Origin of the sequence: Bacillus sp. RSS_NA_20 (assembly GCF_020165915.1) — a bacterium.
Taxonomy (GTDB): domain Bacteria; phylum Bacillota; class Bacilli; order Bacillales; family Bacillaceae; genus Bacillus; species Bacillus altitudinis.
Map to the genome: position 1 here is coordinate 2,078,687 of NZ_JAIUKW010000005.1, position 21,778 is coordinate 2,100,464.

Here is a 21,778-nt window from a genome sequence, read left to right on the forward strand (position 1 = left end):
TTAAAGGAGTGAGCGGATATGGGTATGATGCACCCAATGAATCAACAAAACAACACAATACCGCAGGACAAAAAGCAAGAGGTCTATCAAGTATCAACCATGACCTCCTTGCTGGAAGCCGTATACGATGGAGATTTCTCCCTATCACATATTCCCGAGCACGGTGATTTTGGCATTGGCACATTCAATCAATTAGATGGGGAACTAATCGGCTTTGATGGCGCTTTTTATCGACTGCGCTCTGATGGAACAGCCACACCAGTAACCGATCAAGATTATTCACCATTCTGCTCTCTAGCATTCTTTGAAACGGACATCGTTCATCGAATTGATGCACCGATGACGTCCAAAGAGCTAGAGGAAGAAATCGACCGAATCTTACCGAGCAAAAATGTCTTTTATGCGATCCGCATCGATGGGTCATTCAAAAAGGTTCAAACCCGTACGGTTGAAAAACAGGAAAAACCTTACGTTCCGATGGTAGAAGCAGTTAAGTCACAGCCTATTTTCGATTTCGAGGATATTCGCGGAACTATTGCAGGATTCCGAACACCGCAGTACGCACATGGCATTGCGGTAAGCGGATATCATCTCCACTTTATTGATGATGATCGCAGTGTCGGCGGGCACGTATTTGATTACACTGTGGATCAAGTGACCATCCGAATTTCCCAAAAACGTCACATGAATTTACACCTTCCAAATACGCAAGAGTTCTTCCAAGCAGACATTGATCGTGCTGACCTTGCACAACAAATTGCCAGTGCGGAAAGCAGCCCAGAAAATTAAAATGAACACACCCCGGTGATGCCGGGGTGTTTTTTTATGCAAAAAGATGTTTTATATTCCTTTACCATTTCATTTCGTTACTCAATTGAAAATCAAACATTCTATTCGCAATAAAATATGATAGAATATCAACAGAAGAAAGGTGGTTATACGATGGCACATGAATATCGCATTCCAAACTTAACATTAGATGAAAGAGATAAACAAATTCTTTCCTTATTACACGAGGACGGGCGTATGTCCTATACAGATTTAGGGAAACAAGTCGGCCTTTCCCGTGTTGCAGTACAAGCCCGTATTCAGCAGCTTATTGAAGCAGGTGTCATTGAACGATTCACCGCTGTCATTAATCCAGCAAAGATCGGCATTCATGTCTCTGTCTTTTTTAACGTAGAGGTTGAGCCGAAATGTTTAGAAACAGTCGCCCTTCAGCTTGAGCAGGAAACAGCCGTCACAAGCCTTTATCATATGACAGGACCAAGCAAACTGCATATGCATGGCATTTTTCAAAATGAACAGGAAATGGAGACGTTCCTGACAAAGAAGCTGTACCCACTTGAAGGCGTCGTCAGTGTGGACTGTCAAATGCTCATTAAACGATACAAAAGCCGAATGGGCATGAAATTGTAGATAGGAGTTGAACCACTTGCAATCATATCTTGAACTCATGATCGCCATGGTGCGAACCGGTATTCTGGGATTTGGCGGAGGACCTTCTGTGATCCCGCTCATTCGCCATGAAGCGGTCGTCAAATACAAATGGATCAATGATGACGAATTTGGAGAAACACTCGCCATCGCCAACGCATTACCCGGACCGATTGCTACGAAAATGTCGGCATACCTCGGCTATCGATTAAAAGGTGTATCTGGCGCCATTGTTGCAACAGCTGCACATATTTTACCGACATGTCTCGCTATGGTGGCACTTGTTACACTTGTCAGCGTCTTAAGCTCTTCAGTCATCATTCAAAATATGATCGGTGCTGTGACACCAGTGATTGCCGTTCTGTTAGGAATGATGGCATATGAATTTGGACAAAAAGCGTTGAAGGGCTTCGGCATGATCTTCGGAATCGCCCTATTCCTTTTGGCATTTGTCGGTCTTCAAGTACTCTCGATTCATCCAGGAATCATTGTCATCATCTTTTTATGTTATGGTGCCTTTCATTTTAGACTGAAAGATCGCTGGAATCGAACAAATAAAGAGAAAGGAGTGTCTTCATGATGCTGATTCTCTTTTTATTCTGGGCATTCTTCTTATCCAATCTGTTAGGGTATGGCGGAGGACCTGCCTCCATTCCGCTCAATTATGAAGAAATCGTCAATCATTTTCATTGGATGACGAACGAAGGGTTCTCCAATATGCTCGCATTAGCCAACGCACTTCCAGGTCCAATCGCTACGAAAATTGCGGCTTATGTAGGCTATGATGTCATGGGATGGCCAGGCTTTATCGTTGCACTGCTTGCGACGGTACTGCCGTCTGCGATCGGATTGATCTTACTGCTAAAACTCATTGATCGTTTTCGCCAATCTTCTGTCGTCAAAGGCATGACCCTATCTGTACAGCCTGTCATTGCCATGATGATGCTTTTATTAACATGGGAAATTGGCGGAGATGCCGTGAAAGCCATTGGCTGGACACAATCACTTGCCATTGCTGCCATTTCATTTTTCTTTATGACCAAATTCAAATTGCACCCTGCCTTTCTGATTGTGGCTGCATTTTTATATGGCGGATTCATTCTTCCGCATTAACGCAAAAACCGATAACACGTGAAGTTATCGGTTTTTCTCATTACATATAAATAGGAGAGACAGGCCTGCGCCCAATAGAATGATACTCGACACCAGCTACTTCTGCCGCTTCAAGCGTATGACAATTCCGGCCATCAAAAATGATCGGCTGCCTCATGAAATCTTTATAAGCTGAAAGTGGAAATGACTGAATATCCGCCCACTCAGTTAATATACAGACCGCATCAGCATCCTTGATCGCCTCTTCAATCGTTTGAGCAAAAAGGACTTGATCAGGCAGTTCTTGAGCTGCATTGCGAGCGGCAGCAGGATCATAGGCTACGATCTCCGCTCCTAATTGATGGAGCTGATGAGCGATCGGGATTGACGGCGCCTCTCTCATATCATCTGTATTCGGCTTAAAGGAAAGGCCAAGGAGAGCCATTCTCTTCCCTTCCAAGTTTTCTCCCATCCGCTCCTTCACACTTCGAATAAAACTTGCTCGCTGCTCATTGTTGACTTTGATGACAGCCTTCAATAGCTCAAAATCATGGGACACATGCCCTGCAATTTGGACAAGGGCATTAGTATCCTTCGGAAAACAGGAACCTCCGTAACCAATGCCTGCCCTAAGAAACGAAGTACCAATCCGCTGATCGAGTCCCATCCCTTCTGCAACTCTCTCAACATCAGCTCCTGTTTTTCCACAAATCGAAGCAATTTCATTCATGAAGCTGATTTTTGTGGCAAGAAATGCATTTGATGCGTATTTGATCATCTCTGCGCTTTTCCGATCTGTTCTCACGAATGGAATGTGGAAATCCGCATACATAGACTCTAGCTGATCTAATCCGTTCTTTGTTTCGGCTCCAATCACCAGCCGATCCGCTCGCAACGTATCTGAGATGGCAGAGCCTTCTCGTAAAAATTCTGGATTCGATGCGATAGATAATGGCTCCTTACGACCTAACACGTGATGAATCAAATGATCAATTTGATCGCCCGTTCCGACAGGCACTGTACTTTTCACGACAAGCACTGCGCCTGGCTTTGCTTGTAAGCCCATCTCCTTTGCCGCTTGAAAGACATACTGCAAATCAGCTTGACCGTCTGCCTGCTGCGGGGTACCGACAGCAATCATTAACACGTCAGCCTGCGAATAGGCTGACGCTCCATTAATATGAAAACGAATGCGTCCTTGCTCCATATTCCGTTTGAGCAGTTCTTTTAATCCCGGCTCGTACATCGGAGGATTCCCTTGCTTCAGCTGCATGACCTTCCGCCGGTCAATATCCATACATGTCACATCATGTCCCGCCTCTGCTAAACACACCCCTGTGACAAGCCCTACATACCCACAGCCTGCAATCGCAACCTTCATGACACATCAGCTCCCCATACTCCTTATGCTTGTAATGTCATCGTATGCCGGGGATTTTCGTTCCATTCATAAAAGCATACAAAAACCCCCTGCTGAGAGAGCAGGGGGTTACTTTTATGAAACAAGGCCATTTCGAATATGAGCAATCAGATTTTCAAGCATTTCTTTTGTTGTGACATCATTGGAATTTTCACCAATATCATGAGCGTACATCAAAATCTTTAAAAACTCTTCTTGATTTAAACCCTTATTATCCATGTCTGTATCCTTTCGATTCCACTAATTTCATTATTATATGCTGTATGGTTGGTTTATGCAATACTCTAATACATCATTCGACAGCTTTTGAAATTTATGACCATTTTCATGAAAAACTTTTTTATAAATCACCATTGAGCTATAATAAAAGAATTGGAATCTTTTACTTGGTTAGGAGCGGATCAAATGCTTCAGCACAACATCAACGAAGAAGAAATCAAACAAACAGCCGAACAGATCAAAGAACTTCTTCCTGCAACAGATGAAAACAAGCAACTCATCAAAAAAGCATTGATTACTTATAGACAGGACAGCGTATATCGGCTCAAGCAAGAGTCTGATACCGAATGGTCAGCTTATGTACATGATGTCGTGGCAGCAAGAGTCCACCTTCATGTGCTGTTTCCAGTGAGAAGCAGCTGCTCATGTCCAGCTGATGGACTATGTAAACACATCCTCGCTGTCTTCTTTTCGCTATACGCTCAAGTAGAGAGTGTGACCGGCTTTACAGAAAATTGGTCAGAGAAGGATGAATTACAGCGCAGCAAAGAACTCATTCGTCAGCACTTCCAAGTGAAGCGCCCAGATGAACAATCACTTCAGAGCTGGCTGAATTTTTTCCAGGAGGAATTTCACCTCTGGCTGAAACGGACACCGAAGCACCAGCAAACACCACAGCATTTGTATTACGGCTATTTATCGATCCTGAAAAAACACGCACCCACTTCACCTGAATTCAAGAGTTTATATGCGATTCATACGTCCATCGATGTGTGGTTAAGGCTCCATGAGCTAATCGATCTCGGCCGTCTTGATGCCGAAAAAGACTTTTATTCGATGAATCCATATGTAGAACAGCTCATGAACACCATTTTTGATTCAGTGGATCATTTGAGGACATACGCCCTTTCCTTTTCCCTCGATCCGTTTCTTGAAAACACACCAACTGCCGTTCGGACACTTCTTCAAATCAGCGGACCTTTCCAGCATGAACGAGTTGCGGTCTTTATGGAAATGTGGGGAACTATATTAAATAGAGGGAAATGGGTCAAAAAAGAAACAGAACTACTCAAGAGCGCCCAACAGCAGGAGCAAACGGTTGAGCGCACCATTGGGCTGATGCATATGGATTATTTGCTAAAAGAAGACGAAAGACTCTTCCAGCAATTAAAATTGCTCAATGCAGATATGCTGCCGAATGTGCTCAATTGGCTAAAGGATCTCACAAACCGCAAGGACTGGAAGCGTCTCAAACTTTGGTATCAAGAGATCACATATGTATTAGAAGAATATTGCCAGCTTGACCTATCTTATAGAGAACTGCGTGGAGCCGTCAGCGATTTCTTCTTTTATTTAGACGCGTACTTTAAACAGACGAAAGATCATTTCTTGTATGAACGCTATCTCCAAATCTGTATGCCTTATGCATTTACTGAATATAGTCAGCTCTTATATGCACAAGAACGCTATGCAGAATGGATTGAAATACACAGCCTCGTTGGTTTCTCTATCAGTGAGTTGGAGAAAGAATTAATAAAACAGATTGCAAAGGAAGAGCCTGAAGCACTCATTCCTTCATACCACCGGGAAATCTCACTGCTTCTCGATCAAAAGAATCGAAGTGCTTACCGGGAATCTGTGAAAATGCTCAAGAAACTGCGTACGCTTTATCATAAAACGAAGAAAAACGCGGTGTGGGAAAGATATGTACAGCAGCTGCAAGATTCAACAAAGCGGCTGCGTGCGTTCCAAGAGGAAATGAAGAAAGGAAAATTAATTGATGACACGCCATAAACAAATTGTCATTCATGCAGAACAAACCGAAGATTTCTCTTTCACCATTTCAGCGCAAGCAGAGGACGGACAGCCTGTACCGCTAAATGAAATGAAGAGGCAGCTTTTCCAATGGCACGAATCATCTTTTTACGGAACATTCTTAGAAGATGTGAGCTTTATTGGCACACCTGCCTTCCTGTTAAGTCCTTGGATGACCGTTGAATTGCTAGGGAAAAATTCATTCAATACTTTCAGCCATGTGACGTTAACGGATGAAACAGAGCCGCTTATGAAAACAGCCTCAACCATTTACGAATTCATCGAGGATGAAGATTTTGTCCCAGATTTCGAGGCATGGACAAAAGGAATGCTTCGCTTTAAAGACAAAGAAGGTCTGTTAGATGGCTACACAGCTGATTGGTTCTCCTTTGCCGTACAGGATTACATTCAATATGATGATGCCTTGCAGCACAAATGGAACCGAATGACTGCACAATCGCCTGCTCTTTCCTCCTTCCAAGGTCATTTTTTAGATGAACAGGATTTCTTGGAAACGATCGGCTGGATTGATGATGAGACGCCTTTCACTGTCGGCTTGCGTTTAAATGAGCCTGATTTCGACGGAGATGATTGGAAAATTGAACTGTTTTTGCGTGATAAGAAAAACAGTGATCTGCATTTCTTTGAAGGCATCCGTTCTTTAAAAAAATCATGGCGTCCGTTTCAAGAAAAAATCACCAGAGAGCTGGAGCGGTTCGGTCAGATTGTCCCTTGGCTCTCATTTACATCTGGTACCACCCTCATGTCAGAAGAAGAAGCGTGGCTCTTCCTGTCTGAAGCGAGTGAAACACTTGTGAACATGGGGATTGAGATCCTGCTCCCATCATGGTGGCAAATCGTCAAAGAAAGCACCATGATGCTAAAAGCACGGATTTCCTCCACACCACGAGGCGAATCGCACGTTGGAATGGATGCCCTTATGGACTTTAATTGGCGCTTTGCCACAAACGGGATTGAGCTGACAGAAGATGAATTCAACGAGCTTGTTCAAAGTAAACGTCGTCTTGTCAATATTCGTGGACAATGGATTAAAATCGATCCGACCTTTATCCAGCAAATGAAGAAATGGATGGAGCGCGCTGAGAACGAAGGACTTCATATGTCGGATATTTTGTCACGTGAACTCGCAGACCAAGAGGCCTCTTCTGAGTCGATTCCTGAGCTGCTAGACAGTTCGGCCTTTGCCCATATTCAATTTGAACTTTCGTCTCAATTACGAGGGCTTGTTCATCAGTTAAATGATACACAAGAGCTGCCATCCTACGAGATGAGTGAGTCCTTTAAGGGCACACTGCGCCCGTATCAGCAGCACGGTGTCAACTGGCTTCTGTTCTTAAGGTCTCATGGATTCGGGGCTTGTTTAGCAGATGATATGGGTCTTGGAAAAACGATTCAAATGATCGCTTATTTCACCTATTTGAAGGAGCATCAACAAGACGCCGCTCCATCTCTCATCATTGCACCGACTTCCGTATTAGGGAACTGGCAAAGAGAGCTAGAAACATTCGCACCACATTTGAATGTCGCTCTGCATTATGGACCATCACGTCCACAAGGTGAGAACTTTACAAAAGCGTACGAATCAACAGATATCGTCCTCACTTCGTATGGTCTCTCACATTCTGACCGTGATGAATTAACAGCAGCCAAATGGAATACCATTTGCTTAGACGAAGCCCAGAACATTAAAAATGCCCATACGAAACAATCGAGAGCCATTAGGCAATTAAAAGGACAGCACCACATTGCCCTCAGCGGGACACCGATGGAGAACCGTTTGACAGAGCTTTGGTCTATTTTCGACTTCGTGAACAAAGGATATCTCGGCAGCCTGACCAGTTTTCATAAAAAATTCGTCCTTCCGATTGAAAAAGACCGTGAAGAAAAAAGAATCCAACAGCTGCAGCAGCTGATCAAGCCATTCTTATTAAGACGGACAAAACAAGATGAAGAAGTCGCACTCAATCTGCCAGAGAAACTAGAAGAAAAAGAATTCATCCCGTTATCTGCAGAGCAGGCATCTTTATATGAACAGCTGGTCAAAGATACATTCGAACATATGGCCTCATTAACAGGGATGCAGCGGAAAGCCATCATTTTAAGTATGCTTGGCAGACTCAAACAAATTTGCGATCACCCTGCTCTTTATTTAAAAGAGAGCGGAACAGATGTAAAATTGTTGAAGCGTTCATTAAAAATGGATAAATTAGCAGAGCTGTTAAAAGCCATACACGAACAAGGAGAAAGCTGCCTCATTTTTACGCAGTATATTGAAATGGGCAACATGATCAAACAGCTCGCCGAAAAGATGTTTGGAGAACCAGTTCAATTTTTAAATGGGAGCTTATCCAAACATGATCGGGACAAAATGGTGGAACGCTTCCAGAAAAAAGAGTTCAACATCTTAATTCTTTCTTTAAAAGCAGGAGGAACCGGACTAAACTTAACCGCCGCCAATCATGTCATTCACTACGATAGATGGTGGAATCCTGCTGTAGAAAACCAAGCAACAGACCGTGCTTACCGCATCGGGCAAAAGCGGTTTGTTCATGTCCATAAGATGATCACAACCGGCACGATAGAGGAAAAAATTGATCAAATGCTCGAAACAAAACAAACGTTAAATGATCAAATTATCCAAAGTGAAAGCTGGATTACAGAGCTGTCAACGAACGAACTAGAAGATTTATTCACGTTAAGTGCAGCCGCTCAATCATCTTAATGACAGCAAAAAGAGGACTTTTCTCAAACTTGATGAAAAGTCCTCTTTTTTTAATCTCATATAAAGGAATGCTTAAATTTGTAGCTTTTTCAATGCAGATTTCACATTCATATACGTATTCAACTCACGGAAGTCCTCTCTCATTTCTCCCATTTTCATCGCAAGATTTGGTTTAATACCTGTCACGATCAGTTCAGTGCCAGTCATTAAAATCAAATCGTTCAGCTTAAAGATCGCATCCGCCACAAATGAATCCACCTCTAATAAACCAGACAGATCCACAATGAAGTAATCGTCTTTGGATTGAGAGATATAAGTGGAGACCGTTGAGATGATTTTATCAAATCTTGGCGCTGTTAACGTACCAATGATCGGCAGTACAGAAATACCATCCTTCACCGGAACAATCGGGACAGAAATATTCAATACTTCATCAATAGATTGCTCAAGAAGCTCTTGCTGTTCCTTCTCTTTCGTAACATCCTTTTGCAGACCGACGAAATAAAGGCGTTTCCCTTCATTTTCATCAATCCATAGAGGCGCCACACTTAACTCGTTCCAAAACATTTGACCAGATTTTTTATAGTTTTTCAACTGTACAGTGACAGCCTCTTTGTTTTCAATGGCTGCCCTAATTTGTTTGAGAGCAATCTGTTCAGTTTCATCTCCTTGAAGGAAACGACAGTTCTTTCCTAATACTTCGGTTTCTTGATAGCCTGTCATATCTAAAAAGCCCTTGTTCACATATATTAAAGGATTATCAGGTAAAGACGGGTCCGTCACCGTCAGGCCAACCTGAGTATAGTCTAAGGCTTCCTTGATTAAATGCAGATTGTCGGACTTATAAGATTCCAGCGCCATTCGTTTACTCTCCTTAACTTCCTTACAAGCGGGTTATATTCATAATTAAATTATATGATGTTCCATAGCAGGTGTAAATAGAAGTAGTTCTGAATTCCTCTTTTGTAGAATGCGCTTCATCCTATGTCATTTATACAAATACATACGATTCAATTATTTCAAAAGATGTTGAATCATATGTGCCACACCATGTTCATCATTTGTTAACGTGACGTGATCAGCTAATTCTTTTATATCCTTTCTCGCATTCCCCATTGCAATTCCAACCCCAGCTGCCCGAATCATCGATTCATCATTTAAACTGTCTCCTACAGCCGCTGTTTGGCTTAATGGAATACCGAGCTTTTCCGCCAGCCTGGTTAACGCCTGCCCTTTCGACGCTTCCTTTGCACCAATTTCAAAGTTATGATCAGCCGAACTGACCAATGTTAATTCAGAATCATGTCCAAACGCATCCCATCCGGCTTTCAATCTGTCTTGAAAAAATGAGAAACCTAAGATGTTATAAAATGAAAGCTTCTGATCCTCACGAAACAATTCTTGATATGTATCAATATAAGCAAAACCTGACTGGCTGTATTGAACTTCAGCCGCTTGCTCAAGAACACGCTGATCCGTTTCTGGATTTGCACTCTTTAAGCGGTCCATTTCTATCGCCAGAAGCTCTCTGCCGCGGTTTGGTGTGTAAATGGCTTCATTCGTAAACACTTCATAATAATAATCACGCTCCTCAAGCCATGATAAGATGTGTTTTGCTTTTTCTTCTTCTAGAACAGCCGAATGATATACCTGACCTTCTGGATCATGAATCACAGCTCCATTTGCACTGATGACCCACGTATTCATCCCAAGCTGATCAAAAATAGATTTCACATCAAAATACGCTCTTCCTGTTGAAACGACAACCTCAATCCCGCTCGCTGCTGCTTCCTTTAACGCCTGCTCGTTTTCCTGACTCACTTTGTGCTCACTGTTCAATAAAGTTCCGTCTAAATCCGTTGCGATTAATTGAATGTTTGTCATCGGTCTCTCCTTTTTTGCCTGCATTTTCAGTTGACCTTCCGTTTATCAAATCCATCATCATTATGAAATGAGTATCCACTATTTGCAAGGGATGATCGGCTTATCAATGAATATAAGAGTACCCGGTCACTCTACATGACCGGATACGCATAAGGGGATTCACAGGGGACACATGACTGATACAAATAAACCTTGGTTCTACTATTACGCAGTGAATATGTGTACAAGGCAAAGTCTATCAGCTATAGCTAGAGGGGGGCCGCGAGATGCTAGACCTTTGCCTTTTGCCTCCTTTCCTTTCAGCTAACCCTAGTCTACTGAGAAATAGCACAAGAGACAAAAAACGAAAATGACAAAATCGTTCTTCAAATTCTTTATTTCCTCAATCATTTTTACTTTTTACCGCTTGCGTATAAAACATCATCTTATTTTGTTTGACGAAATACTTATTTTTCATAAATTGATAAAAAACATCTGAATGAATCCAATTACTAGAAGGCATGTGAATATAGTCAGACCCGTCCCACGCAAACCAATAAAAACAAAGCCTTCCATCATGAATGGACAATTGAAATTCAAAACAGTCCATTTGATCGTCTGTCACGTATTGAAAAGTGAGGGACTCCCCTTCTTCCATATACACATCACAAAATGAGAGAATGTCTCCCCATGTATAGACCCTCACATTGCTTTCCTTTTCCTCACCAATATGTATGTTTCGAAGTTGATAGGACTCCATAAAACATCTCCTTTCACTTATATGCAGCTAGTTCTGAGTAGGTAGCGGTTTCATTTATACAGATGTTGTATGCTATAATGATACTTACGAATAATGAACGCTTGTGAGGTGATAAATATGAAAACCTTTAGGCTGATTGATTTAAAAATCGAACTTGATCCAAAGCAAGATAAAATGTCCAGCATTCCCCTTCGTGACGGCTTAATCATTAATAAAGAAGATGGCGAAAATCACTGGATGATCGAGGCACTGATTCCAAAGAAGCATAGACAAGTGTTTGAGGTGCTCTTCCAGCAGCATACAGAAGTAAAGATTCTCGTGACGATTACAAAAGAAAACAACCGCCCTGTTCATCTATCGGTCCAAGTCAAAAACATCGTTGCCTTAGAAGAAAACATATCTGTATTACTCGACGGTAAAATGATCACAAATCGTTACAGAACAGAAACCGAAGAAGTATTAAAAGACCTCGTCAAAGAGGGGCTATCAGGAGAAAAACTGCTGGATGCTTTTAAACAGAACACATAAAAAAAGAGCGGGATGAGCCGCTCTTAGATGGTTGACAAAGGGCTAAAATGAACTTTATTTTAGCCCTTTGTCTTCCTTTTCAGCGTGATAGAAAACCTTTGAAGTCTAGGAAGGGCGAGCACCGGAGCACAGCCCTGACAAAGAATGCGAGGGTTTGTCTACACGCTGAGAGCGGGATGAGCCGCTCTTTTTCTATTGCACATCTTTCGATTGGCTTTGATTTTTCAATAAATCTCTAATCTCGGTTAACAACACTTCCGTTTGATCTGGCGTTTCAACCACTTCCTCTTCCTCTACCTTTTTCCGTTTTAATTTATTTAAATAACGAATAAAGATAAAAATGGAAAAGGAGATAATCAAGAAATCGACCACTGTTTGAATGAAACTTCCATACAAAATTTGAGCAGAACCGATTTTAATAGACAATCCACTAAAATCATGCCCCCCAACAATAATACCAACAAGCGGCATAATTAAATCATTCACAAGAGAAGTGACAATTTTGCCAAATGCTCCCCCGATGATGACACCGACAGCAAGGTCAATCACATTCCCCTTGACGGCAAACTCTCTAAATTCTTTCAGCATTGTTTATCACCTTCATCTTTTTTGTCTAATATGACGTTTTTTTGTCAAAAAAGCAAGTCCTCATCCGCTTTGGCTGAATGTTTCCATATAAAAAACGGTTCATACAAGATGAACCGTCAGACACATTACGATACTTTCGGACCGATAGAAAATGTCAGTTCTGCTTCACATGCCACTTCGCCATCTACTGTTGCAACTGCTTTTCCTTTGGCAACTGGACCGCGAAGACGTGTGACTTCAACCTCTAAACGTAGCTGATCGCCTGGCTTGACCTGTCTTTTGAATCGGCAGCTGTCAATCCCTGCAAACAAACCAATTTTCCCTTTGTTCTCTTCTTTACCTAACATGATGACCCCAAAAACTTGAGCAAGCGCTTCTACAATAAGCACACCCGGCATGACGGGGTATCCTGGGAAATGGCCATTAAAAAATTCTTCATTTACTGTGACATTTTTGATTCCAACCGCTCTTTTCTCACCATCAACTTCTAGAATACGGTCAACCAATAAAAATGGATAACGGTGTGGAATAATGTCTTGAATTTGCTGAGCATCAAGCATATCTTGATCTCTCCTTCTTTTCTATATCGCTGATCTTCATTTGATTCCTATTGAAGTATATTATGAATGCAATCATTTTTCAACGTTCAGCCAACATTTATGGTAAAAAATAGAATCTATCATTACCTATTGTCATGAAATATAATCCACTCTACACTCATCGTTTTTTCACAAATATGGTAATATATATTACATCATTGATTGAATAAGAGGGTAAAAATGAATTTTATAAGCGATAAATCCATTAAAAAACTTCTCCATTCGTGGTATACAATGCTAAAACATCGACATTTTTCGAAGGCTGAAGAGATCAAAACGTCCTTAACCAAATATAAACGTAGATTATCAAAGAAACAGGAGCTTCATTTACATTATCAGCTTATACTTTTTCGGCACCAGCTCTGGATGAACCAAACAGAAGACTTAGAAAAACTGAAGCATGAACTCATGCTCCACAATGATCAAATGAACGATCAACTGCAATATTATTTTTACTTTTTTCTCGGTTTATACGAATCTTTAAAGAGCGATCAAAATGATGCCATTCATTATCTTGAAAAAGCAGAAGAAAAACTTCCCCTGCTAGACGATGAGCTTGAGGAAGCGGAGTTTCATTTCCGTACAAGTGGTGTTTATTATAACAACCGTTATTCACTGTTATCCATTCGACATGTTGAAAAAGCCATGGATATCTTTGCAAAGCACGGGGATATCCACAGCATTTATCGGTGCAAAATTGTGCTCGCACTTAACTTTAGTGATCAAAAAAAATATGAAGAAGCAGAAGCTATTTTTATTGAAATTATCGAATACGTGAAAATGATTGATGACCAAGAACTGCTTGGTATCGTGTATTATGACGCTGGTTTTATCAAGTCGAGACAGAATCGTCATAAGGAAGCACTAGAATACTTTAAAAAAGCGCTTCGGCTCCCAGCATACCGGAAGTCTGCCCACTCCTATGTATCGTGTCTCTATGAAACTGTGCGTTCCTGCTTTAAAGAGAATTTAACTGATGAAGGAATGAAGTATATTCAAAAAGGGCTAAAAGAAGCCGTTGATGCCCAATTTGATCTATTAAGAATCAAGTTCCAAATTTTATTCCTTCTCTACAGCCAAACGCCCAAGGCAGATGAACAGATTGCTACACTCGTCACATGTCTTGAACGAAAAGAAGCCTGGATTGATCTTGAAGATCTGCTTGCAGATGTCTCAGATTTTTATAAAAAAAAGGGCGACTTTGAGCGAGCCGCCTTTTTTATCATGAGAGGCTGACATCCGCCTGCTCATTATCGAATGGTATTAATGAGTCCTAGCATCTGATCGCCCATCGTAATGGTTCTTGAGTTCATCTGATACGAACGCTGTGTTGTCATGAGGTCTGTTAATTCTTTAGACATGTCCACATTCGACGTTTCAAGTGCACCTTGCTGAAGTTGAATGGCCTGACGGTTTGCCCCATTCAGTGCCGTTAAAGCGCCTTGATAGTTGCCGTCGACTGAGAACAAATTTTCTCCTTCAGAGATGAGTGCTGAAGAATTATTCACTTGAACAACCCCAAGATTCACCTGCTGATTCGGTTGATTGCCTCGAGAAATAGCTGTAAGCCGGCCATTTTTATCGATAGAAATATCACGGAAATTCGCATTTAAGACAATCTCATTCCCGTTTTCGTCAAGAATCGGATGGCCTTCGCTTGTCACCAGCTGGACTTGATTCCGATTATTTCCTGGCTGTAAATAAAGAGAGCCATCTCTTGTATACCGGATGTTACCGCCAGCATTGACCTGCAAATACTGAGATGGCGCACCAAATGCAACATCAAGGTCACGGCCTGTTTCTTTAATAGACCCTTGCAATGAGTTAATGGATGCATTAACCATCGTACCAGTTCCAAGCCTTAAACCAGCAGGTGTCAGACGACTGTTTGCCACCTGCTCATTTTTTTCATCTACCTGATTAAACTGTTGTCTGACCAGCTCTGAAAAACGGGTGTTTTTCGCACGATACCCTGTTGTTTCACTGTTTGCGATGTTATTACTAATGATATCAAGCTGCTTTTGCACCTCGTTCATCGACACAGCTGCATTGATCATCGTTCTAAGCATGAGAATCCTCCTCTCTCTTTCATTTCTTCATTAATACACTCTTCCGATTTCATTCACTGCTTTTTCTAAACTTTTATCATATGCCTGAACCACTTTTTGGTTTGTTTCAAATGCGCGGTAGGCTGTTGTCATTTCTGTATATGATTTCGTCACATCAACGTTCGACAGCTCTGATACACCTTGGCTTAATGTATAGGACATTTGACCGTTATTGACCGCACTTGGAAGAGGCTGGTTATCAGCTGTACGGTATAAATCATTTCCTTCACGCGCAAGGTTTCTTGTATCCATTGCAACACGTACATCAATTTGTCCAAGGTTTTGTCCGTTTTCACTCACGGTTCCATCTGCGTTCACTTTGAAATTCTCACTTTGAACGGTAATCGGCTGGCCCGTCACGGAGAGAAGGGCACGTCCATTGATCGTCAGCTGATTTTGATCATTCAATGTAATGGAACTGCTTTTCGTATAACGAACGCCTTCTGGTGTATTCACAGCATAAAAAAGCGCTGACTTTTGATTTGTCTCCGGGTTGATGGGTACATTATTTTCTACTAATGCAATATCAGTTGTTTGATCCGTTGTTTTTAATGTTCCTTGTGTAAATTGAGGAATCAATTCCTGCATGTATGTTCCCGTATTAATTCCGCCAATCGCCGTTTGCTGCGGGATACTAAAGCCTTTGCCTGAAGATGTTTGGAAACGTCCTGATTCCATTCGGCTTAGCAACATTTCTGGAAATGCGCGCATGGCCCCTTCATCTGCTTTATAGCCTGGAGTATTCGCATTTGCGATATTATTTGAAAGCATTTCTGTCCGCCGCTCTTGAGCGATCATGGCAGATGTTGCGGTGTATAGTCCTTTTAACACGTGCTCACCTCATTCAAATTCTTTCACATGACCTAAAATCATCAGTACACAATCTTCTATGAAATATATCGGCATATTGGCAGGCTTCTTTAATAAAAATCCCCCATTCTTTCTAAAAAGAATGAGGGAAATCATTAGCTGAGTTTACGCTTTGGCAGCTTGTCCATATTATCAAGCATCACGCCAGTACCAACTGCTACACAATCCATTGGATTTTCTGCAACGAAAACTGGTACTTTCAGCTCTTCTGCAAGCAATTGATCAAGCCCGTTTAGAAGCGCTCCGCCACCAGTAATGATGACGCCGCGGTCAATGATATCAGCTGATAATTCAGGTGGTGTTCTTTCAAGAACTTGTTTCGCAGCCTGAACAATGGCAGATACAGATTCACGTAATGCTTCTTCTACTTCTTTGCTTGTGACGGTAATCGTTCTTGGTAATCCTGTCACCATGTCTCGTCCACGAATCGAAATCTCTTCGTGACGTGCGTCTGGGAATACCGTTGCAACTTGGATCTTAATGTCCTCTGCAGTTCGCTCACCGATCAACAGCTTGTACTCTTTTTTAATGTAGTTTAGAATTTCCAGGTCAAATTTGTCTCCAGCCATTTTAATAGAAGAGGCGGTTACAATGTCACCCATCGAGATGACAGCGATATCTGTCGTTCCGCCTCCAATATCTACGACCATGTTTCCACTTGGCTGAAAAATATCCATACCAGCACCAATTGCTGCTACTTTTGGCTCTTCTTCAAGAAATACATGCTTCCCGCCGCTTTTTTCAGCAGCTTCTTTGATTGCCTTCTGCTCAACAGATGTAATGTTTGTCGGGCAGCAGATGAGCATACGCGGCTTAGAGAACAGCCCTTTCACATTCAATTTGTTAATAAAATGCTTGAGCATCGCTTCAGTTACTTCAAAATCAGCAATTACGCCATCTTTTAATGGACGAATCGCAACAATATTCCCAGGCGTACGTCCAACCATACGTCTCGCTTCTTCTCCAACAGCTAATACTTTCCCGCTGTTTTTATCAAGAGCGACAACAGATGGTTCATTTAACACAATTCCTTTTCCTTTGACATGAATCAGTACATTTGCAGTACCAAGATCAATTCCAATATCCCTAGCAAACATCTATATATATCCTCCTTGAAAATCTGTTTCCATAGCAAATACCACATTCTGCCCTAATTATATATTCTATCATAATTTGCAGAAAAAAAGATATTTCTTTACAAAAGTCTTTACAAAATTTGTGGTTAGAAACTACCGATAAGAGGAAGATATATATATCATGTTTATGAACAAAGAACTAAAGCTTACTGTTTTACAGGCTCACCTTCTAAAATTTCTTCTTTTTTATACTTTAACTTTGTGGCTTCTCCCCCTCGCAGGTGACGGATTGATTTATGATAATCCAGTATCTCCTTCACTTCGTTAGCCAGATCTGGATTAATTTCTGGCAGTCTTTCTGTTAGATCCTTGTGTACAGTACTTTTAGAGACTCCAAATTCTTTCGCAATTACACGAACGGTTTTCTTTGTCTCCACGATATACTTTCCTATCTTGATTGTTCGCTCTTTGATGTAATCGTGCACACCACTCGACCTCCCTAAAATGGATGTGAGAAGTGTGAAATGAGATCCGTATCAATATTATCCATTTTCAGCGGCGCTTGTTCGTCTTAATTTCTCATCCATTAGGTAGCAAATGCCAAACACGATCCCTCACCTCAAACACTCTCTTTGTCAGGTTTGTAACAGTGTATTAGCATTGCATAGGGAATATGCTAAAAATGAAGATGGGACAAGGGATTTATCAGAAAAGACAAAACAAAAAATCATTTCGAGTGCCGAAAATTTTCACTTTACAAGCATCGGTGTAACACGTAAAATAGGAAAGGTGATTTTATTTACCTAGATAAATAATGAATAAAGGTGAGCCTATGGATACGTTAAACAGAGAGTGTTTACATCAAATACATCAAAGCGCGCGGCTGCTGTCTAAAAAAGCGAACGAAGCGCTTGCTGCTTATGACTTGTACATGTCCCAGTGGACTGTACTTTTTTGTTTGGATACATTCGGTCCTAAAACGCAAAAAGACATTTGGACCTATTTGAACGTCGAAGCACCGACGATTACCAGAACCGTGACGCGTCTAGAAGCAAACGGCTGGGTGAAACGAGTCCAAGGAAAAGACAAACGTGAGAATCTCATCGTCATGACAGACGATGCAAAAGCAAAGTTTAAAAAAATCAAACAGACGATGGAACAATTTGAAGAAGAATGTCTTTCAGATTTTACCTACGAAGAAAAACAACTCCTCCATACACTTTTACACAAATTATCAACTGAATAGGAAGTGACTTACACCATGAACGAACGCATTTGGACAAAAGACTTTATCATGATTGTCCTGGTGAATTTATTTACATTCACCTCTTTTTATGCCCTTTTGACACTACTCCCCATATACACAATGGATGAATTAAATGGAACAGAATCACAGGGCGGCCTCCTTGTGACGGTCTTCTTATTATCAGCAATTGTGACAAGACCATTTTCAGGGGCCATTATTGAGAAATTCGGCAAGAAACGCATGGCGATTTTTTCTTCAACGGCTTTTGCCCTGCTCACTTATTTATACATTCCAATTGATCAATTCCAAACACTTCTCATGTTGCGTTTCGTGCAAGGAATCTTCTTCAGCATTTTGACAACCGTAGCAAGTGCTATTGCAGCTGATATGATTCCGAAACATAAACGAGGAGAGGGTCTTGGATACTTTGTGATGTCGATGAACCTCGCCGTGGTCATCGGTCCGTTTATCGCACTGAATCAAGTCGGAAAAGTAGGATTCCATTCTTTATTTCTGCTCTTTTCCATCATCGTCTCCATCGGCGCAGCTTTCACGATGCTGATTAGACAGCCAGAGCCTGAAAACGGCGGAAGTGTCATCTTTCGATTCACTTTTTCTCACCTGTTTGAAAAAGGTGCTTTAAAAACGGCAGCAGTTGGAATCATTATCTCCTTCTGTTACTCGCCGATCATTTCATTTATTTCAGTCTATGCCAATTCCCTGAACCTAATGGGTGCAAGCAGTTATTTCTTCATTGTTTTTGCAGCTGCAATGCTTGGATCACGTCCATTTACAGGCAGACTGTTTGACCGAGTCGGGCCTCATATTGTGATCTACCCATCTATTGCTCTCTTTGCGATTGGTTTATGGATGCTGACCGCTACACAAACAGCCACCATGCTTCTTTTATCCGGCGCTGTCATCGGCCTTGGCTACGGCTCTTTGGTGCCATGTCTACAAACACTTGCGATACAGCACTCACCAGCACACCGTACAGGCTACGCCACAGCAACTTTCTTTACCTTGTATGATACGGGGATTGCCGCTGGATCCTTTGTCTTCGGACTGCTTGTCAGCTTCACAGATTTTTCAAATGTATATCTCATTGCTGGCGTTGTCGTGTTACTCAGCATGGGCGTTTTTTATTGGAGCGAACGAAAACCGCAAGAAGCAAAAGCACAAAAGGTTTCCCTATCAGAATAGGATACTGTTTTAAACTTCACTGAAAACATGCTAAAATATAGGATATTTCAAATGAACAGATAGGTCTTTTGAAAAATAGTTGGCGTTAAGCGAAAGTATAGGTGATGTTTTGAATTACGAATTGTTTAAAGTCATACACGGGATGGCTCATCATTCTGAGTTTTTAGATCAGGCCATGATTTTCATTACGAAAAAGGCCATTCTCGTATATGCCCTCGTCTTATTGATTTGCTGGTTTTTAGGTAATCACAAATTTAAGAAGCATGTCTTCTTTTCTGGTGTAACAGGCATCGTGGCACTCATCGTCAATTTTGCCATTACGCTGTTTTATTATGAAGAGCGGCCGTTTGTGGCGCACAAAGTCGACACACTCATCCCGCACTCAGCAGACGCTTCCTTCCCAAGTGACCACACAACAGGTGCACTGGCTCTTTCACTAGCCATTCGATCCCGTAATAAAAAACTCGGCAATATTTTGCTTGTTTTTGGATTACTGACAGGGTTCTCCCGCATCTGGGTCGGTCATCATTATCCATTTGATGTATTAGGCAGCTTGATCGTATCGATTGTGGTTGTCTTTATCATGAATAAATTATGGAAGTTCTTTGACTCTCCAATTGACCGTATCGTGACATTTTACGAGAACATTGTGGGCAAAATTTTCAGAAGGAAGCAAAAGGACCAAGGGTCAGACCTGTCCAACTCTTAAGCGGCTTGCGATAAAGTATGGAAGACCTCTCTTCTACTTTATCCCAGCCGCTTTTTTCATTGTTTGTTTTCCTCTGACCATACTCGAAAAATAAAGGCTGACGCTAATGCCGACAAGAGAAATCATGATCAATGTCCAGCCTAATTGGTCAAAATGAGAACCTGCAATTTCCTCACCAAACAGCATGCCAAGCACGGCAGATGATAGAATGGAACCAAGGTACCTGCATGTTTGAAAAAGCCCAGAGGTCGTGCCAATCATTTGTTGAGGGCTCGCTTTTAACATCGCAGCTTGAAGCGCAACATTTCCAATCCCGTAACTGAGTCCAAGCAAAGCAAGAACCAGTCCTTTCCCCCAGAATGGCGCAGGAATAAAAAAGAAAGTCATGGCGGAAGCGCCGGCCAGCATCAGCACAGCACTTGCCAAAACAGGATGCCGTTCATCGCCGCGATCTACCCACTTGCCAGTCAGCGGCGATACCATTATGCTCACGCCAGACATGCAAAGCATAAAGAGGCCCGTCATCTCCACACGCCAGCCCAATTCATCTTGAAAATAACTTGGCAAGCCAAAAAAGAGGCAATAGAAGAAAATATTTAAAATGATAAATTGCACATACACAAGTGAAAGCCGTTTCTCCTGCCTGAACATCCGAATTTGGATAAATGGCTCATCCACCTGATGCTCCCACCATATAAAAGCACCCGCACTCACAAGACAGAGAATGCCCTGCACATACTGAATACCATCAGATAGTGATAATAAAAAAGAAAGCAAAAGGACAATACAAACTGTAAATAGAAACATCCCTGGCAAATCAAGCTTTCGGACAGTGTCTCCAATACGCAATTTTTTCTTCTTCTCCTTAGGAAACAAGGACAGGCCTAGAAAAAAACTAATCAATATGAATGGCAGATTCACTAAAAAGATCGCCGGCCAGCTGCCGATTGTCATCAAAAACCCGCCAAGTGTCGGCCCGAGTGCTGTCATCGCTGAAGCAAAAATAGACAATACCGCTAAAGCAGAAGCTTGTCGTTCCTTCACATGATCCCGAATCAGTCCAACACCTGAAGGATAGATCGCACTGCTTCCAATCGCCTGAAGAAGCCGGATTACAATCAGCAACGCAAAAGTCGGGGCAAACGGCGCACAAATGGCTGAGACTGCCACTAGAACTAGTCCAAATAAAAATAAAGTTCTCCGGCTCATCACATGATCTCCAATTCGTCCACTCACCGGCTGCGTGACCGCGCTGGCCAAATAAAAGGTTGAAATGAGCCAAGATACCGTCGTAAACGACAATCCGAACTCATGCTGAATTTGATGCAAGGCTAAAGAAATCATTGAGGAATTCAGTGGATTTAACATCGTTCCAAAAGCAATCGCCGTTAAAAAGACTTTTCGGTTGTTTTTCCATTTGATCATACACCCGCCCCCTTCTTTTGACATACACGTTCTTTGTCTATCTCCTCGTTATTATGAGATTCATTTCCCTTTTTTAC

General features: G+C 41.8%; 23 protein-coding genes. 11 read left to right on the forward strand and 12 right to left on the reverse strand.

Features of this window, described 5'->3' with window-relative positions:
- Nucleotides 1–27 precede the first annotated feature (27 nt).
- The 4 genes from budA to LCD32_RS16340 all read left to right on the forward strand — a co-directional run bounded on the left by budA (nucleotide 28) and on the right by LCD32_RS16340 (nucleotide 2,550).
- On the forward strand, nucleotides 28–789 hold the full coding sequence (gene budA, locus LCD32_RS16325) for an acetolactate decarboxylase (protein ID WP_411859179.1): 762 nt from the start codon (nucleotides 28–30) through the stop codon (nucleotides 787–789).
- Nucleotides 790–942: 153 nt separating this feature from the next.
- Nucleotides 943–1,419: an Lrp/AsnC family transcriptional regulator gene (locus tag LCD32_RS16330; protein ID WP_017360010.1), complete on the forward strand. Its 477-nt coding sequence runs from the start codon at nucleotides 943–945 to the stop codon at nucleotides 1,417–1,419.
- A gap of 37 nt (nucleotides 1,420–1,456) precedes the next feature.
- Nucleotides 1,457–2,017 (forward strand): chromate transporter, encoded by a 561-nt coding sequence (locus tag LCD32_RS16335; protein ID WP_041091499.1) that lies wholly within the window; start codon nucleotides 1,457–1,459, stop codon nucleotides 2,015–2,017.
- Nucleotides 2,017–2,550, forward strand: a complete 534-nt coding sequence (locus tag LCD32_RS16340; protein WP_007497548.1) for a chromate transporter — start codon at nucleotides 2,017–2,019, stop codon at nucleotides 2,548–2,550. The genes LCD32_RS16335 and LCD32_RS16340 overlap by 1 nt, the downstream gene beginning before the upstream one ends.
- A 40-nt stretch (nucleotides 2,551–2,590) precedes the next feature.
- Here the strand turns inward: LCD32_RS16340 and LCD32_RS16345 are convergent, their stop codons facing one another.
- Nucleotides 2,591–3,910: a UDP-glucose dehydrogenase family protein gene (locus LCD32_RS16345; RefSeq protein WP_224564257.1), complete on the reverse strand. Its 1,320-nt coding sequence runs from the start codon at nucleotides 3,908–3,910 to the stop codon at nucleotides 2,591–2,593.
- Between the two features lie 114 nt (nucleotides 3,911–4,024).
- Nucleotides 4,025–4,168 carry a hypothetical protein gene (locus LCD32_RS16350; protein WP_003214884.1) on the reverse strand — a complete coding sequence of 48 codons (144 nt, stop codon included), beginning with the start codon at nucleotides 4,166–4,168 and terminating at the stop codon, nucleotides 4,025–4,027.
- 186 nt (nucleotides 4,169–4,354) lie between these two features.
- Here LCD32_RS16350 and LCD32_RS16355 point away from each other — a divergent pair, with 186 nt between their 5' ends.
- Complete coding sequence (locus LCD32_RS16355; RefSeq protein WP_008343292.1) at nucleotides 4,355–5,962, forward strand: SWIM zinc finger domain-containing protein; 1,608 nt, start codon at nucleotides 4,355–4,357, stop codon at nucleotides 5,960–5,962.
- Nucleotides 5,949–8,726: a DEAD/DEAH box helicase gene (locus LCD32_RS16360; RefSeq protein ID WP_017360014.1), complete on the forward strand. Its 2,778-nt coding sequence runs from the start codon at nucleotides 5,949–5,951 to the stop codon at nucleotides 8,724–8,726. The genes LCD32_RS16355 and LCD32_RS16360 overlap by 14 nt, the downstream gene beginning before the upstream one ends.
- Before the next feature lie 72 nt (nucleotides 8,727–8,798).
- Here the strand turns inward: LCD32_RS16360 and LCD32_RS16365 are convergent, their stop codons facing one another.
- The 3 genes from LCD32_RS16365 to LCD32_RS16375 all read right to left on the reverse strand — a co-directional run bounded on the left by LCD32_RS16365 (nucleotide 8,799) and on the right by LCD32_RS16375 (nucleotide 11,349).
- Nucleotides 8,799–9,587: an STAS domain-containing protein gene (locus LCD32_RS16365; protein WP_017360015.1), complete on the reverse strand. Its 789-nt coding sequence runs from the start codon at nucleotides 9,585–9,587 to the stop codon at nucleotides 8,799–8,801.
- A gap of 153 nt (nucleotides 9,588–9,740) precedes the next feature.
- Entirely contained in the window at nucleotides 9,741–10,601 is an 861-nt protein-coding gene (locus LCD32_RS16370; RefSeq protein ID WP_208970838.1) for a Cof-type HAD-IIB family hydrolase, read from the reverse strand.
- A 391-nt stretch (nucleotides 10,602–10,992) separates the two neighbouring features.
- A complete protein-coding gene (locus tag LCD32_RS16375; protein WP_008343305.1) occupies nucleotides 10,993–11,349 on the reverse strand; it encodes a hypothetical protein in 357 nt (118 codons plus the stop codon).
- 117 nt (nucleotides 11,350–11,466) lie between these two features.
- On the opposite strand from LCD32_RS16375, the gene LCD32_RS16380 reads away from it, so the two are divergent.
- Nucleotides 11,467–11,877, forward strand: coding sequence for a YwpF-like family protein (locus LCD32_RS16380; protein WP_003215215.1), 411 nt, complete (start codon nucleotides 11,467–11,469; stop codon nucleotides 11,875–11,877).
- Nucleotides 11,878–12,069: 192 nt separating this feature from the next.
- Here LCD32_RS16380 and mscL read toward each other — a convergent pair whose 3' ends face one another.
- Together mscL and fabZ are read right to left on the reverse strand one after the other, a co-directional pair.
- The gene (mscL, locus tag LCD32_RS16385; protein WP_007497563.1) at nucleotides 12,070–12,465 is read right to left on the reverse strand and encodes a large conductance mechanosensitive channel protein MscL; all 396 of its coding nucleotides are present in this window, start codon (nucleotides 12,463–12,465) and stop codon (nucleotides 12,070–12,072) included.
- Between the two features lie 125 nt (nucleotides 12,466–12,590).
- The gene (gene fabZ / locus LCD32_RS16390; RefSeq protein WP_007497564.1) at nucleotides 12,591–13,025 is read right to left on the reverse strand and encodes a 3-hydroxyacyl-ACP dehydratase FabZ; all 435 of its coding nucleotides are present in this window, start codon (nucleotides 13,023–13,025) and stop codon (nucleotides 12,591–12,593) included.
- Nucleotides 13,026–13,244: 219 nt separating this feature from the next.
- Between fabZ and LCD32_RS16395 the strand changes: the two genes are divergently transcribed.
- Nucleotides 13,245–14,300, forward strand: coding sequence for a tetratricopeptide repeat protein (locus tag LCD32_RS16395; protein WP_060781508.1), 1,056 nt, complete (start codon nucleotides 13,245–13,247; stop codon nucleotides 14,298–14,300).
- Between the two features lie 14 nt (nucleotides 14,301–14,314).
- Here LCD32_RS16395 and LCD32_RS16400 read toward each other — a convergent pair whose 3' ends face one another.
- From LCD32_RS16400 to spoIIID, 4 genes are all read right to left on the reverse strand, one after another.
- The gene (locus tag LCD32_RS16400) at nucleotides 14,315–15,133 is read right to left on the reverse strand and encodes a flagellar hook-basal body protein (protein WP_007497568.1); all 819 of its coding nucleotides are present in this window, start codon (nucleotides 15,131–15,133) and stop codon (nucleotides 14,315–14,317) included.
- A 30-nt stretch (nucleotides 15,134–15,163) separates the two neighbouring features.
- On the reverse strand, nucleotides 15,164–16,003 hold the full coding sequence (locus LCD32_RS16405; protein ID WP_017360018.1) for a flagellar hook-basal body protein: 840 nt from the start codon (nucleotides 16,001–16,003) through the stop codon (nucleotides 15,164–15,166).
- Nucleotides 16,004–16,137: 134 nt separating this feature from the next.
- Entirely contained in the window at nucleotides 16,138–17,139 is a 1,002-nt protein-coding gene (mbl, locus tag LCD32_RS16410) for a cell shape-determining protein Mbl (RefSeq protein WP_007497573.1), read from the reverse strand.
- Between the two features lie 185 nt (nucleotides 17,140–17,324).
- Nucleotides 17,325–17,603, reverse strand: a complete 279-nt coding sequence (gene spoIIID / locus LCD32_RS16415; RefSeq protein ID WP_008343327.1) for a sporulation transcriptional regulator SpoIIID — start codon at nucleotides 17,601–17,603, stop codon at nucleotides 17,325–17,327.
- 347 nt (nucleotides 17,604–17,950) lie between these two features.
- Here spoIIID and LCD32_RS16420 point away from each other — a divergent pair, with 347 nt between their 5' ends.
- The 3 genes from LCD32_RS16420 (at nucleotide 17,951) to LCD32_RS16430 (ending at nucleotide 20,276) form a co-directional block, all read left to right on the forward strand.
- Nucleotides 17,951–18,364: a MarR family winged helix-turn-helix transcriptional regulator gene (locus LCD32_RS16420; RefSeq protein ID WP_026050165.1), complete on the forward strand. Its 414-nt coding sequence runs from the start codon at nucleotides 17,951–17,953 to the stop codon at nucleotides 18,362–18,364.
- Between the two features lie 15 nt (nucleotides 18,365–18,379).
- The gene (locus tag LCD32_RS16425; RefSeq protein ID WP_007497577.1) at nucleotides 18,380–19,567 is read left to right on the forward strand and encodes an MFS transporter; all 1,188 of its coding nucleotides are present in this window, start codon (nucleotides 18,380–18,382) and stop codon (nucleotides 19,565–19,567) included.
- Between the two features lie 109 nt (nucleotides 19,568–19,676).
- Nucleotides 19,677–20,276 carry an undecaprenyl-diphosphatase gene (locus tag LCD32_RS16430; protein ID WP_008343330.1) on the forward strand — a complete coding sequence of 200 codons (600 nt, stop codon included), beginning with the start codon at nucleotides 19,677–19,679 and terminating at the stop codon, nucleotides 20,274–20,276.
- 33 nt (nucleotides 20,277–20,309) lie between these two features.
- Here the strand turns inward: LCD32_RS16430 and LCD32_RS16435 are convergent, their stop codons facing one another.
- Nucleotides 20,310–21,701: an MFS transporter gene (locus LCD32_RS16435; RefSeq protein WP_224564260.1), complete on the reverse strand. Its 1,392-nt coding sequence runs from the start codon at nucleotides 21,699–21,701 to the stop codon at nucleotides 20,310–20,312.
- Nucleotides 21,702–21,778 lie beyond the last annotated feature (77 nt).

Bases quoted from the DNA above. Each gene is read 5' to 3' on its own strand.
- LCD32_RS16435 (WP_224564260.1), bottom strand. From the start codon at position 21,701: ATGATCAAATGGAAAAACAACCGAAAAGTCTTTTTAACGGCGATTGCT.
- LCD32_RS16345 (WP_224564257.1), bottom strand. From the start codon at position 3,910: ATGAAGGTTGCGATTGCAGGCTGTGGGTATGTAGGGCTTGTCACAGGG.
- LCD32_RS16420 (WP_026050165.1), top strand. From the start codon at position 17,951: ATGGATACGTTAAACAGAGAGTGTTTACATCAAATACATCAAAGCGCG.
- LCD32_RS16350 (WP_003214884.1), bottom strand. From the start codon at position 4,168: ATGGATAATAAGGGTTTAAATCAAGAAGAGTTTTTAAAGATTTTGATG.
- budA (WP_411859179.1), top strand. From the start codon at position 28: ATGCACCCAATGAATCAACAAAACAACACAATACCGCAGGACAAAAAG.
- mscL (WP_007497563.1), bottom strand. From the start codon at position 12,465: ATGCTGAAAGAATTTAGAGAGTTTGCCGTCAAGGGGAATGTGATTGAC.
- LCD32_RS16375 (WP_008343305.1), bottom strand. From the start codon at position 11,349: ATGGAGTCCTATCAACTTCGAAACATACATATTGGTGAGGAAAAGGAA.
- LCD32_RS16365 (WP_017360015.1), bottom strand. From the start codon at position 9,587: ATGGCGCTGGAATCTTATAAGTCCGACAATCTGCATTTAATCAAGGAA.
- LCD32_RS16340 (WP_007497548.1), top strand. From the start codon at position 2,017: ATGCTGATTCTCTTTTTATTCTGGGCATTCTTCTTATCCAATCTGTTA.
- fabZ (WP_007497564.1), bottom strand. From the start codon at position 13,025: ATGCTTGATGCTCAGCAAATTCAAGACATTATTCCACACCGTTATCCA.
- LCD32_RS16335 (WP_041091499.1), top strand. From the start codon at position 1,457: ATGATCGCCATGGTGCGAACCGGTATTCTGGGATTTGGCGGAGGACCT.
- LCD32_RS16330 (WP_017360010.1), top strand. From the start codon at position 943: ATGGCACATGAATATCGCATTCCAAACTTAACATTAGATGAAAGAGAT.
- LCD32_RS16355 (WP_008343292.1), top strand. From the start codon at position 4,355: ATGCTTCAGCACAACATCAACGAAGAAGAAATCAAACAAACAGCCGAA.
- mbl (WP_007497573.1), bottom strand. From the start codon at position 17,139: ATGTTTGCTAGGGATATTGGAATTGATCTTGGTACTGCAAATGTACTG.
- LCD32_RS16360 (WP_017360014.1), top strand. From the start codon at position 5,949: ATGACACGCCATAAACAAATTGTCATTCATGCAGAACAAACCGAAGAT.
- LCD32_RS16400 (WP_007497568.1), bottom strand. From the start codon at position 15,133: ATGCTTAGAACGATGATCAATGCAGCTGTGTCGATGAACGAGGTGCAA.
- LCD32_RS16425 (WP_007497577.1), top strand. From the start codon at position 18,380: ATGAACGAACGCATTTGGACAAAAGACTTTATCATGATTGTCCTGGTG.
- LCD32_RS16380 (WP_003215215.1), top strand. From the start codon at position 11,467: ATGAAAACCTTTAGGCTGATTGATTTAAAAATCGAACTTGATCCAAAG.
- LCD32_RS16395 (WP_060781508.1), top strand. From the start codon at position 13,245: ATGAATTTTATAAGCGATAAATCCATTAAAAAACTTCTCCATTCGTGG.